Source organism: Bacillus sp. MRMR6 (assembly GCF_001940785.1).
Taxonomy (GTDB): domain Bacteria; phylum Bacillota; class Bacilli; order Bacillales; family Cytobacillaceae; genus Neobacillus.
In genome coordinates this window covers 12,764-26,337 of sequence record NZ_MSLS01000026.1, presented here as the reverse complement: position 1 = coordinate 26,337, position 13,574 = coordinate 12,764, and the positions used below count along the sequence as shown (strand labels likewise).

12 protein-coding genes are annotated in these 13,574 nt (G+C 39.3%); 6 read left to right on the top strand and 6 right to left on the bottom strand.

What is annotated here, in order from left to right; translation table 11 throughout:
* The first annotated feature begins 2 nt into the window (after positions 1 to 2).
* The 5 genes from BTR25_RS19685 to BTR25_RS19665 all read left to right on the top strand — a co-directional run bounded on the left by BTR25_RS19685 (position 3) and on the right by BTR25_RS19665 (position 5,347).
* Complete coding sequence (locus BTR25_RS19685) at positions 3 to 1,016, top strand: ABC transporter ATP-binding protein (protein ID WP_075689738.1); 1,014 nt, start codon at positions 3 to 5, stop codon at positions 1,014 to 1,016.
* An 11-nt stretch (positions 1,017 to 1,027) separates the two neighbouring features.
* Positions 1,028 to 1,972 carry an ABC transporter permease gene (locus BTR25_RS19680; RefSeq protein WP_075689737.1) on the top strand — a complete coding sequence of 315 codons (945 nt, stop codon included), beginning with the start codon at positions 1,028 to 1,030 and terminating at the stop codon, positions 1,970 to 1,972.
* 34 nt (positions 1,973 to 2,006) lie between these two features.
* A complete protein-coding gene (locus BTR25_RS19675; protein ID WP_075689736.1) occupies positions 2,007 to 2,831 on the top strand; it encodes an ABC transporter permease in 825 nt (274 codons plus the stop codon).
* A 64-nt stretch (positions 2,832 to 2,895) separates the two neighbouring features.
* Positions 2,896 to 4,482, top strand: coding sequence for an ABC transporter substrate-binding protein (locus tag BTR25_RS19670; protein WP_075689735.1), 1,587 nt, complete (start codon positions 2,896 to 2,898; stop codon positions 4,480 to 4,482).
* Positions 4,483 to 4,525: 43 nt separating this feature from the next.
* Positions 4,526 to 5,347, top strand: a complete 822-nt coding sequence (locus tag BTR25_RS19665) for a PfkB family carbohydrate kinase (RefSeq protein WP_075689734.1) — start codon at positions 4,526 to 4,528, stop codon at positions 5,345 to 5,347.
* Between the two features lie 398 nt (positions 5,348 to 5,745).
* Here BTR25_RS19665 and BTR25_RS19660 read toward each other — a convergent pair whose 3' ends face one another.
* From BTR25_RS19660 to BTR25_RS19645, 4 genes are all read right to left on the bottom strand, one after another.
* Positions 5,746 to 7,176: a glycoside hydrolase family 1 protein gene (locus tag BTR25_RS19660; RefSeq protein WP_075689733.1), complete on the bottom strand. Its 1,431-nt coding sequence runs from the start codon at positions 7,174 to 7,176 to the stop codon at positions 5,746 to 5,748.
* A gap of 82 nt (positions 7,177 to 7,258) precedes the next feature.
* Positions 7,259 to 7,612 (bottom strand): PTS sugar transporter subunit IIA, encoded by a 354-nt coding sequence (locus BTR25_RS19655; protein WP_254842755.1) that lies wholly within the window; start codon positions 7,610 to 7,612, stop codon positions 7,259 to 7,261.
* A gap of 26 nt (positions 7,613 to 7,638) precedes the next feature.
* Positions 7,639 to 8,853, bottom strand: a complete 1,215-nt coding sequence (locus BTR25_RS19650) for a PTS sugar transporter subunit IIC (RefSeq protein WP_075689732.1) — start codon at positions 8,851 to 8,853, stop codon at positions 7,639 to 7,641.
* Positions 8,854 to 8,874: 21 nt separating this feature from the next.
* Entirely contained in the window at positions 8,875 to 9,195 is a 321-nt protein-coding gene (locus tag BTR25_RS19645) for a PTS sugar transporter subunit IIB (RefSeq protein ID WP_483295273.1), read from the bottom strand.
* 181 nt (positions 9,196 to 9,376) lie between these two features.
* On the opposite strand from BTR25_RS19645, the gene BTR25_RS19640 reads away from it, so the two are divergent.
* Positions 9,377 to 11,299 (top strand): BglG family transcription antiterminator, encoded by a 1,923-nt coding sequence (locus BTR25_RS19640; protein WP_075689730.1) that lies wholly within the window; start codon positions 9,377 to 9,379, stop codon positions 11,297 to 11,299.
* 299 nt (positions 11,300 to 11,598) lie between these two features.
* Here the strand turns inward: BTR25_RS19640 and BTR25_RS19635 are convergent, their stop codons facing one another.
* Both BTR25_RS19635 and lsrK read right to left on the bottom strand, forming a co-directional pair.
* Positions 11,599 to 11,955 (bottom strand): cupin domain-containing protein, encoded by a 357-nt coding sequence (locus BTR25_RS19635; protein ID WP_075689729.1) that lies wholly within the window; start codon positions 11,953 to 11,955, stop codon positions 11,599 to 11,601.
* 23 nt (positions 11,956 to 11,978) lie between these two features.
* Complete coding sequence (gene lsrK / locus BTR25_RS19630; protein WP_075689728.1) at positions 11,979 to 13,538, bottom strand: autoinducer-2 kinase; 1,560 nt, start codon at positions 13,536 to 13,538, stop codon at positions 11,979 to 11,981.
* Positions 13,539 to 13,574 lie beyond the last annotated feature (36 nt).

Sequence of the window (13,574 nt, the reverse complement as noted above, 5' to 3'; positions counted from 1 at the left end):
CAGTGAATAGGAACACTCTTTTAGAGGTTAAAAACGTAAGGAAGTATTTTCCTATCCAAGACAAAAAAATGTTTTCAACTAAAAAACACTACGTTCAGGCTGTAAATGATGTCAGCTTTTCGATTAATGAAGGAGAAACATTTGGTCTCGTAGGGGAATCGGGTTGTGGAAAAAGTACGCTGGCACGGTTAATCATGGGATTAATCAAAGCTGACAGCGGAGAAATTAACTTCGAAGGCAGAAACTTTCTTGATTTAAGCGGGAAAGAGTTGCGTAAATCAAGAAAAAGCATGCAAATGGTGTTTCAAAAACCGTATGAATCGTTGAATCCGAAAATGACTGTTGCGGAGATTATTAGCGCACCTTTTGATATACACAGAGTATTTAGTAAGCAAGAAAGAGTGCGGAAGGTAAAAGAATTACTTGAAATGGTTGGGTTGAGTCAGCAGTATTTGAATCGTTATCCTCATGAATTTTCAGGTGGCCAAAGGCAGCGAATTGGCATTGCCCGCGCCATTGCCCTTCATCCTAAATTAGTTATTTGCGATGAAGCTGTGTCTGCGCTAGACGTATCCATTCAGTCGCAAATATTAAATCTATTAAATGATTTGCAAAAAGAGTTTAAACTCACATATTTATTTATCTCACACGATCTATCCGTGGTTAGGCATGTAAGCGATAAGATTGGTGTGATGTATTTAGGAGAAATGGTTGAGATGGGAGAAGCAGAAACCGTCTATAAAAATCCTAAGCACCCCTATACTCAAGCGTTACTTTCAGCGATTCCAGTACCTGATCCTACCTTTAAAAAGAAGCAGATTATTCTAGAAGGAGATCTCCCAAGTCCAGTAAATCCCCCAAGTGGTTGTCGATTAAGTTCAAGATGTCCTTATGTAATGCCAATTTGTAAAGAAAAGAAACCTGAGCTTATGAACTTAGGGCCGAACCAAAGTGCTGCTTGCCACTTATTCTCGGATTCAAAATTAGAAGAGTTAGATCATATTGCATCAAGTTAGGGGGGAGAATCTTGCTACGTTTTGTAACGAAAAACATTGGGGTGGCTGTAGTTCAAATATTTGTAGTTGCAACGATTGTCTTTTTATTACTTCGCTTTATGCCTGGTGATCCGGTGTTACTCGTTCTTGGAACAGAGAGAGGTGCGGATCCTGTAGCGGTTGCAGAGATGCGGGCAACACTAGGATTGGATCAGCCTTTAATAACACAATATTTTGGATGGATTACGGATATTGCTAGAATGGATTTTGGACAATCTCTATTTAATAACATTGATGTCACTGCGTATATAGCAGAAAGACTTCCCAAAACACTAGAATTAGCGATTGCTGCCATTATAATTGGGTCTGTAATTGGTATATTCCTCGGTATTGTTGCTGCTGTGAGGCGTGGCAGTTTTGTAGACTTTATTGTCTCAACCATTGCCGCAGCGGGAATGGCATTTCCAGTATATGTAACAGGGACAGCCTTTATTTTACTCATAAGCTTGCAATTGAATTTGCTTCCAGCTAGCGGATATACTGACTTTTCGGAAGACCCGGTTGCTCATTTTAAGAGGCTGTTGTTACCAGCCATTACGATTGCATTGCCTTTGGCTGCATCGATTGCCAGAATGACAAGAAGTTCGATGCTTGAGGTTTTAGGGAAAGACTTTGTTCAAACGTTGAGAGCAAAAGGACTATCTGAAAAACTTGTTGTTTATAAGCACGTACTAAGAAATGCAATTATTTCCGTAATTACTGTAATAGGTTTGGAGTTAGCAAATTTAATAGGTGGAACGGTGCTAATCGAATTTTTATTCAATTGGCCTGGATTAAGTACCTTACTAGTAGATTCAATTAATAATCGAAATTATCCGATTATTCAGGGCTCTATTATTGTGATTGCTGCTTTCTACATATTAATTAATCGGACTGTAGAAGTTATTTATGGTTTGATGGACCCGAGGACTCGCTAACAGCATGTATTCCTAGGAAAGGAGGGGCAGAAGGATGCTTCGAAAATTTCTTAAACATAAAACGTTTTTAGTAAGTTTTGTCATCCTGCTTCCTGTATTTATTGTTGCGTTAATAGGCCCTTTAATTATTCCGCATGATCCCCTTGAGATTAATCAGAACGCTGTCCTTAAAGGCAGTTTACCAGGGCATCTATTAGGCACAGATGAATATGGAAGAGATATTTTAAGTCGTTTAATTCTAGGAATCCGCCCTACCATGCTCGTTGCATTTGGTGCAACCATCATTGCCTTTATTGGTGGAGTTACGGTAGGTGTCATAGCCGGATATGCCCGTGGGAAAACAGAAAAAATGATCATGAGAATCATTGATATTGTTTTATGTTTCCCACCGATCTTATTGGCTTTAATGGTAGTAGGCTTTTGGGGTGCCGGGGTAAAAAATTTAATTATCATTATTGGATTTCTGTATATCCCGTACTTTGCCCGTATTACCCATTCAGCTACCCTTCAAGTAAAAGGACTGGAATATGTTCAAAGTGAACTTTCATTAGGAGCTTCTCATTTCAGAGTGATTACAAAGGCCATATTACCGAATATCATGTCACCTTTAATTATCCAGATAAGTTTAACGATTGCTGCTGCCATTTTACTAGAATCTGGTTTAAGTTTCTTAGGGTTAGGAGTAGTACCGCCGAATCCTTCTTGGGGTCAGATGATCGGTGATGCGCGAGGCTATATTTATAACAATCCAATGTATGTTATTTGGCCATCGATCTGTTTAGGGATAACCATGCTGGCCATTAATTTAATGGGTGACAGCTTTAGGGATATTTTAGACCCGAAGCTGAAAAATAAATAAAGAGTATAGATTAGCAGAATCACTGATTAACTATTATAAAAAAATTTAAAAGGGGTGTGTGTGCATGGTAAAAAGGTTTATAGCAATTTTTATTGTAATGTTTGCTGTAGTTGGATTATTGGGGGCTTGTTCAGGCAATAATGAAACTTCTTCAAAGGAGAAGGAAAACGTGGGATCAGATGGAGATAAATCAGGCGGTTCTCTCACATTTGGCTTAGCTGCAGAGCCAACCACGATGGATCCTTATATGCAAAATGGAACGCATGGCAGAACGGTAAAATTGGCTATTTTCAGAGGTTTATATAACTACAATGAAAAAGGAGAACTTGAAGCAGAACTAGCAGAATCTTATACAAGCAATGATGATTTGACTGCTTATACCTTTACGCTAAGAGATGCAAAATTCCATAATGGTGATCCTGTTACTGCAGAGGATATCAAATATACGTTCGATCGTATTATTAACCCAGACAGTAAGGCAACGTTTAAGACGGAATTATCAATTATTGATAACATTGTAGTTGAAGGGGATAAAACGGTAACATTTAATCTAAAAGAGCCGTCTGCTCCTTTCGTTCACTTTACTGCACTTCCTGAGTCTGTTATTGTATCAAAGTCTTATACAGAAGCTAACATTGACGATATTGCCACAAAGCCAATGGGAGCTGGACCTTTTAAGTTTGCATCATGGACCCAAGGAAGCAAAATTATTGTTGAAAAATTTGAGGATTACTATAAGGAAGGGCAGCCTTACTTAGATAAAATTGAATTTCAATTTTATTCGGAAGAAAATACACGCGTAAATGCTTTGCGTGCGGGTGATGTTGATTTAATTGAAACTGTGCCTTGGAAAGATGCAGAATCAATTGGAAAGACGGATAATTTGAAACTTGCAAGTGCAAATGGACCATTTATGGCGCTGCAATTTAATACGGACTTTGAGCCATTTAGCAAGCCTGAGGTAAGGAAAGCGATTGCTTATGGAATTGACCGAAATGCCATCCTTAACACGGCATTTAGTGGACGTGGAAAGCCAATCTATGGTATGGCCACTTTAGAAGGTTATATGGGCTATGACGAAAAATACACGAAATACTTTGAGCATGATGTAAAGAAAGCAAAAGAGTTACTTGCTGAGGCTGGTTATCCAAATGGATTTAAAGCAACGCTTTTATCTACGTCACAGTATGGTATGCATGAACAAACAGCTGTTGCTGTACAATCTGAGTTGAAGAAAATTGGTATTGAGGTAGAATTGGAGCTTCCGGATTGGGCAACAAGAATTAATAAGAACGTTGAAGGCGATTATCAGTTCGTAGTAGCTGGGACTTCAGGAGATATTACGGATGGCGATTGGATGAGTAACTTCTATAAGGGTGGACCGGCTAGACTTAATAACTCAGCAAACTTTGACGATGAACAAATTAATAGTTTATTAGAACAAGGTCGTAAGGAAATCGATCCTGCTAAACGTGAGGAGATTTACAAACAACTGATTGAAAGAGCGATGGAATTATCACCATTTGTTTATTTAAACTGGAGAGAACAAAGCTACGGAATGCAGAAAAATGTAAATGGTTTTGTCAATCTTAATGGATTCTTATCCTTCCAATCAGGTGTAACTCTTGAAGAAACGTACATTGAGAAATAGTCTTGAGATTGACCTATCGTGAAGTCATGGAGTGGAACCGTTTATGAATTTAGTCGGAATAGGTGATAATGTAGTTGATTTATATGAAGATCAAAACACCTTTTATCCAGGTGGGAATGCCTTAAATGTAACAGTGATCAGCAAACGCAATGGTGCTGAAAGGAATGGATATATAGGGATAATCGGTAATGATCTAGAAGCTGCGCATGTTCTTGATGTATTGCAACAGGAACAGGTGGATACGACAAGAATTCGCCAAATGTATGGACCAAACGGAAAAGCATATGTTGCTTTAGATGAAAACGGAGATCGGGTCTTTAAAGGGACAAATAGGGATTCGCGCGTACAATCAAAAGTAACCCTGCGATTTACGGAGGATGACCTAAACTATATTGGCGAATTTGACGTGATTCATACAAGTATAAACAGTTATATTGAACATGAATTACAAAGGTTAAGCTTTAAGCCCATTTCTTTTGATTTTTCAACAAAGAGCAAGTGGAGTAAGGTATATTTAGATATGGTTTGTCCTTATATCCAATTTGCCTTCTTTTCCGGAAGTGGTATGAGTGATGAAGAAATTGGTTCATTAATCAAATATGTCCATACATTGGGTGTTAAGATTGTGATTGTAACACAGGGAGCAAAGCCGGCAATTTGTTCTGATGGCCGGAACAAGTACCTACAGTCACCAATTTCGGCAGAAGTTGTTGATACGATGGGAGCAGGGGATTCATTTATAGCTGGGTTTATCACATCCTATTTCGTTACCCAGGATATTACCACCGCTTTAAAAAGTGCTTCCATTTCTGCTGGGAATACATGTGAAACATATGGTGCTTTTGGATATGGGAAAAAGGTGTAGATGTGGATCCACGTCACAGCGCGACCCGAAATTTTCATATTCAAATAAATTGGTAATATTGTGTGGAGGATAGTCGTTTCATTAAGCTCATCACTTAGCCCGTGATGGGCTTTTTTATATTATTTTGAGCATGGCCGCTTAATTCAGTTAGCAGTAGATAATGATGGAAACCTGTGAGGAGGTCAGACACCCGCTCTGCTCAGAAGAAAACCTTTGTTTATCGGTGGTTGTGGTGGATTTAATTAATCGTTGATTAGCATCAAAAATGGCGATAAGGAACATGCACTTCAGAGGGTTAAGGATATTGGAAATTTCACCATTTTATTATAAAACCTCTTTCAAGTACGCGGGGACGCGGTTCTGCTGTTTCCGTAAAAAGGCAGCAGAACCCATCTTTGTTACTCCCCATTTGTAGCTATTAGTTTCTTGTACCAGTAAAAACTTTTTTTCTTTTTTCGCTCGAGTGTTCCACTGCCATTGTCTTGTTTGTCGACGTAGATGAATCCGTACCGTTTTTTCATTTCGCCCGTGGTTGCACTAACTAAATCGATGGGTCCCCACGTTAAGTAGCCAATGCAATCGACACCATCTTCTTGTATAGCAGCCTTTACTGCATCTAGATGTTTTTGCAGATAATCGATGCGGTCATCATCTTGGATGCTGCCATCCTCCTCCACTTGATCGACAGCACCTAAACCATTTTCGGTGATCATAATCGGAAGGCCATATCGATGATCCAAGTAATTCAGCATATACCGTAATCCCGTTGGGTCGATGGACCAACCCCATGATGACTTCTCTAGATGCTCATTCGCTATTCCACCAAACAAAGAGGAATCAGCATTTTCATCACGTTCAGCCGAACTAACGTCACTGGAATAATAATTTAACCCGATAAAGTCTATTTTTCCTTCCTTAAAGGCACGATGATCACTTTCGCCTATTGGTAACGTAATACCTCTCCGCTGATACTCTTTCAGTTTATATAAAGGAAACGTTCCATTGCACATCGCATCAACTTGGTATAGATCCCTTTCCGTATCTTTAAAAGCTTGCAATACATCAGCGGGTTTACTAGACTTTGGGTAACAAGGGGTGAGGCCAAAAACACAGCCAACCAGGTTATCCGGATCAATTTCATGTGCGAGTTTAACTGCTTTCACACTCGCTAAAGTCATATAATATCCAATTGTCGCAAGCTGCTGCTCCTTATCATCTAGATCAGAATACTGTAGGCCTGTAATCATATAAGTAAAAGTATTAGAAAAATCACTCTGGATTTCTAAATGATTCATTTCATTAAAAGTTACCCAGTAGCGTACCTTCCCTTTATATTCCTTCATCACGGTTTCACAGAACCGAAGATATAACTCAACCGTATCCCTGCTTAGCCAGGAACGGTATTTATGTACCACTTCTATCGGCATCTCAAAATGACATAGCGTAATAATCGGTTCAATCTGGTGTGCTCGAAGTTCATCGATGACCTGATGATAGTAAGCCAATCCCTTTTCATTTGGTGAATCATCATCCCCATGAGGGAAAATACGGGACCAGTCCATGGAAATACGCAGGGCTTTAAATCCCATCTCACCAAACAATGCAATATCACTCTTATAGCGATGATAGAAGTCAATCCCATCGTGTGAAGGGTAGACATTTCCCCCCTCAATGGTCTTCGTGATTTTACGCTCCATTCCAAAGCTTCCCGCTGTTACAAAGTCCATATGGCCAAGGCCCTTTCCATCAGCCTGATATGCACCCTCACATTGATGAGCAGCAATACTGCCCCCCCATAAAAAGTCTCTTGGAAATTCTAATTTTTTCATACCTGCTCACTCCTCCTAATCTGACAAACTCCTGAAAAGGTAAATGCCAGACTATACGATCCACCTGGCATTTACTGTTGATTTAAAATTTTTCTTCTAGCTTTTTTAAGCGTTCATCGTACACTTCAAATAGGCGAACGATATGATTGGCCGTATTCCATTCGCTCATGATGGTCATTAAAGTGTCCTGGGCATGGGCAAACAACAGGGAGAAAGCAATCTGTTCACCACGGGCTTCACCTTGGATGGTTTCAGTCTGTGCAGCGTGGGCAGCGGTAATTTTCTTTTTCGCTTCAACGAGCTTTTGCTTTGACGCATCAAATTCACAAGCTGCCACACAGTCCAGTGCTTCTTTAATGATTAATCTTGCGTCACCGGCATGTAGGATAATCTTCATCGATACTTCATTGATATCATTTGTGTTGTGGTCGTTCAATGTCTAAACCTCCAAATTCATTTCTACTATTCTTTTTCCTTTTTAAACTGCTGCAAGTCATACACCTTGAAAAACGGAAACCAAATCAACCAAGATACGACTACAACGACAGCTAATAAAATTAATCCGCGGAAATCGGAGTTAATTAGCATGGAAGAAATTCCAACCGGCATATACCATAGTTGAAAAAGTCTCTCAGGGATTGTCACAAAATCCCAGGTGAGTGCCACGTACGTGATTGCAGGTATAATTAAACCATTCAACCACATCGGAACCATTAAAATCGGATTAAAAGCTACCGGAGCACCGAAAATGACAGGTTCATTAATATTGAAAATAGACGGTACAATCGTTACTTTACCAATGGCTTTTAAATGGCTGGACTTTGCCATGAATAACATCATCAGTACCAAAGGTAATGTGGTTCCCATACCTCCAATCCATACCCAAGCCGTTTGAGTTTCCATTGTATTGATATTTTGAGCGACACCATCGATATTTTGTTGAATACCCTCCAGCATAATCGGAAAAATAATGGAGTACAGAACCCAGGCACTAATTCCAAAAGAATAAAAGAAAACACCAAGAAAAGCGATGAATACAAACCCGGTGAAACTTTGGGCAATTGATGTAACGGGTTCAAAAACTTTTATGATTAAATCATACAAATCAACATTCAGCTGGAAGGTAAATAACCATCCGAACAGCAAAAGAATCGTGATCGGGATTATCGTGTCAAACCATATAATAATAAAATCTGGAAGCGAACTTGAACCTTTAAAGAAAGAGAATTTAGAGAAAAGATACATGAATGCTCCAACTAAAAGGCCGACAATCAAAGCAACAAACATGCCGTTTCCGCTGAAACGTTCCAACGTGAAGGTGATCCCGCCGTCGTCTGTAAGCTTAGGCGTAAGCAGCATGAGAAAAAGGGAAAGACCTGTTAATCCTGAGATGATTTTTCGATCATTCTTTTTCTTTTTTTCCATAATAAAATAAGGAACTAATAGTGCAACAAATAGACTAATAAGACCAAATGAAAACGTAGTGATCGGTGAAAAATTGGGCATGTTTGAAAAATAATTATTCAAGATTGAAATCAATGTAATCAGCGATCCTACAAGAATCAGCGGCAAAATCGCCATAATGGCTTCCTGAATTGAAGAAACCCACACATTTCTCGTTATTTTATTCATTTTTGGCGTAAAGTTTTGGTTCATCCAATTAATAAATGTGTTCAATCGTATAACCCCCGGTCTAGTTTATTTTTCGCCAAGAAGCTCTAAAATCAGGTCCAGACCTTTGTTCCCATCCAAAAGACCATAAATGGTTTGCGGGATCACCGCAGCCTTAATGTTATAGGCGCTCACCTTGGCTTGTAAATCCACTTCCATATAGGATAGATGTGGGCCGATGAGCAGGACTTGGATCTCATTCAGATATTCTTCTACCTCGGACTCGCTTCTCGCGATTATATTTAGTTCAATATTTCTTTTTTTCGCTGCTTTTCGAATGTTTTGGGCCATGAATCCGCTGGAAGCACCCCCACCGCATACTAAAAGAATTGTTTTTTCTGTCATCATTAATTCCTCCCATTTTGAATGATACTTTCTGAGGCTATTGTCTAACTTTTTAGAGCACCATCTCAAGTTAAAAAAGTTCCGGGGGGTAGGAACTTTTTTAACCTTTCATTTTAGTATGGGTTTTACTACACTATATAAGTGGAAAACTAACGATAAATAGACCTGTGGGGGTTTTTGTAGCATGAAAAAGGAGAGAGAGAAAGAGATTGTACAATTCTTGTTAAATAAGAATGATTGGGTAAAGGCGGATATCTTAGCTAAACAATTCTCTGTATCGACCAGGAGTATCCGTAAATATATCAATGAAATAAATGAAAACACCTCTCCGTCCCTATTAATCATATCCTCTAACCTTGGGTACCAAATAAACGAAAGCGTTTACCATGGGCTTCTGCGGGAAAATCCTACAGAAACACCTAGAGGGTTGACACCGCTAGAGCGTCTATATTACCTATTAAAGCAATCGTTTACCCACTCTGAAGGTATGGATATATTTGACGTGAGTGAGGAAATTTATGTCAGTACATCTACGATTGAAGGTGATTTAAAAAAGGCCAAAAGCCTTTTGGGGAAATTTAATTTATCCTTCAAACGAGACGGTGACTTAATCATTTTAAGTGGACTTGAACAAGATAAACGAAAGTTGATGAGCCATATTTTTTACGAAGAAACAAAGGACCATTTTTTGCGTATAGGAAGTATCCAAGCCGCTTTTGGTTATGATTTAAAAGATTTCAAGGACGAACTGATTAAAGTGTTGTCCTCCTATAATCTTTATATAAATGAGTACACAATCGGGAACATCCTGCTTCATATCGTCATTGCAACAGAACGGGTCAGCCAGCATCGAACCATTTCGGAAGAAAATATAAAGGCATTAACTAATACGAAAGAATATCAGGCAGCATTAGAGATCGCCAAGTTAATAAAATCTAAATTTGGGACAACGTTTGAAGGTGCAGAGCTTAACTACTTAACGATTCTATTAATTAGCAAGGCAACCATATTAAGTTATGACAACTTAAACAACGAAAACCTAGGGGAATATATTGAGCAGCGTTATATTCACTTAGTAAATGAAATCATCCAAAAAGTAAAAGAATATTATCTGGTGGATATGTATGGGGATGAATTTCTAATAAAATTTATCCTACACATACGCAATTTAATCAACCGGGCAAGGCATAATTATTTGTCCAAAAATCCATTAACTAAGCAGATTAAATCTTCATATCCACTTATTTATGATTTGGCCGTGTTTATTTCGAATGAGATACAAAAAAAGGAAAATATTCAAATCAACGAAGACGAGATTGCCTATATTGCCTTCCATATTGGTGCCTTTCTAGAAAGACAAAAAGCGCTAGAATATAAAATAACCTGCACGGTTATCTGCCCGGAGTATTATAATATGCACATCCCGATGTTAAAAAGAATTGAGGATTCATTCGGAGAACAAATTGAGATCAGTAGAGTGATTACCAAAATTGATAGTGATTTCGAGCAAATTGACTCCGAATTAATTATCACAACGGTTCATTTTCCAAAAATAACCGAACATGAAATGGTCCATTTAAACCCATTTATTTTAGAAGAGGACATTCAGAAAATTCAACAGGGCATAACGAAAATTAACAAGAAACGTAGTCGCACGAAGTTGAAAAATCATCTAATCAGCCTCTTCGATCCCCATTTGTTTCAACATAATATTTACTTAAATAATGAATTTGAAATCATTAGGTTTCTTGGAGATAAGTTGGTTCAGTTAGGATTTATTGAAAACAGGGGTATTGACGACATCATTGAAAGAGAAAGAATGTCCTCCACTTCCTTTAATAACAATGTAGCTGTGCCACACTCGATGCAAATGAACGCAGTCAAGTCAGCGATTTCGATCGTATTAAATGACAAACCCGTTAATTGGGGAAACCATTCTGTCCAAATTATTGCCCTAATTGCTTTAAACAAAGACGAACGAAGCATCTTTCGCGATATCTATGATAGCTTCATCAAAATCCTATCAGACCCAGAAAATGTACACCTACTACTAAAATCAAAAACCTACGACCAATTTATAAACAACCTCTTATTATTAATGGAGTAAGTGGATAGGGACGGTTCTGATGTGACCCTGGAAAGTTAGAGTTTTCTTTTAAGCAGCTCTTTGGCTGGTATGAGTACGGTATTTAAACTGATGAAAAAGTACATAGGGACGGTTCTCTTGCAGAGTGGATGCCAACAAACCAGAGGCCGCGACTTCATTCTTGTCTGACAACCAGGAATTTTGAGTATGAATCTTCTGCTTAAAAAACATTAAAGGCACAGCTAGCTATTAATGCTAGTTGTGCCTTTTTGCGTGCAAAATTTCTGTTGTCCGCTATAAGAACCGTTTCCTTAGTGCTTTCACTTCGCGTACGGCTTGTAATCAACATCCACCTTGTCTTGTATTTGATAAGGCGCGAGCATGAAGGTGGCTTTGAAGACGGTGTCACCTTTGTTGATTAAGTAGTGGACTTTCATTGGTTCCACGTGAATAAAGTCGCCTGGTTTGCATTGGAAGATTTCACCATCAATATGAATTTCTAGTTCTCCTTCGAGGACAAAGAAGTTTTCTTCCATAATGTTATGATAATGGGCGGTGAAATCCTGTCCTGGCTGAAGGGCGACGACTCCAAAGTTCATGCGTGGCCCTCTTAATAGATACTTAGGGCCGCTGTCGCCAAATCGGTATTCTTTTTCAAGCTCGTTGATCACTGTCATTTCTCATCTCTCCTTTTAATCGTTTATAAGCCAGGGGCAATCCACATATGATCGGTAATGCCCTGATTTGCTAGTTCTAATTGAACTTTGTAAACAGCTTCCCATTTTTTGTATAATTCCTCGTAAACAGCGCGGTTTGTTTCGTTTGGCTCGAAACTTTTCTCGAATTTAACCACTTGGTCGATAGCTTCATTAAAGCTTCCGTAAATACCAGCACCTACCCCTGCACATATCGCTGCGCCAAGAGCTGTAGATTCCTTGACAACGGGAACTTTCACGTTCATTTGGAGAACGTCGGATACAATTTGGCACCAAAGGTCACTTTTTGAGGCCCCGCCGCCAAAAACAATTGATTCTGGTGTCTTGTTGGTAATTGTGGATACACATTCGATGTTTCCTTTCGTGACAAACGCTGCATTTTCCATGATGGCCCGATAGAAGGTTGCCTTATTAAAGGAACTATCAATCTTAAAATCTATGAAGCTTGGTGCCGCATGCTTCCAGGAGAAGTAATCCATTTTATCCGAAAAAGTACAGACCATTCCATGGCAGCCGGCAGGAACATCCTTTGCTCTTTTTTCCATTTGAGTATAAATGCTTTCCCCAGTTTCCTTCTGTAAATAGGCTTCGAGTTCACAAAACGTATCTCTGAACCATCGCATGATTAGTCCAGGGAAGAAGGCGATGGCTTCATATTGCCACGTATTAGGGATGGCGTGACAGTTTACTCTGACATTACAAGAATCATTGATTTCGACTTGGTTGGATGTATATTCATATTGCCAGAAGCTACCGCCCAAAACAGCGGCATCACCTTCGTTGATCACGCCCATGCCGATACAGCCTAGTTGGGCATCACCGCCGCCGGCAACAACGAGTGTTTGCACGCTTAGTCCGGTCAGCCTCGCGAATTCCTCGGTTACAGGGCCAATAATGGAGCCGCTTTCATTTACAACCGGAAAAATATCCATTCTCAGGCTGACTTTCTCCGAGATGCTTGGATCCCACACTCTTTTCTTTAGATTAAACAGCCCGGTTGTGCAGCCGTTGGAAGGTTCAACTGAAATAACACCAGTTAGACGATAGGTAATCCAGTCATTCAGCATGGTCACGTATTTGATTTTGTCATACGTTTCAGGGATGTTTTTCTTCACCCACAGGATACGTGGAATGGCCCCTAAAGAAAACGTCTGTCCAGAAATCTGATGAATGTCCTCTTCAATGGTGTCGCTGATTTGATAAAGATTGGCCACTTCATCATTTGCCCGTGAATCAACGTTGGCACAGGCCCAAAGCTCTTTGCCATCTTCATCATAAAGGATAATTGCTTCACGCATACTGGTGGTGGAGATGGCTGCGATGTCTTCTGGATTCACCTGGCTTTTAGCTAGCAGTTCTTTAATTAGTCCGATAATGATTTCAATATTTCTGTTGATATCAAAGTCCATTGAACCAGGATATCGTTTGTCTTCATTATGTGTCCATTCTGCTTGGGTTACAAAAAGTTCATTGCCTAGTGTATCAAATAGAATGGCTCTGACACTGCCGGTTCCGGCATCGATCGCCATTAAATACTTTTCCATTGATTCCATCTCCCTTTCTACCACCATCTAATCTAT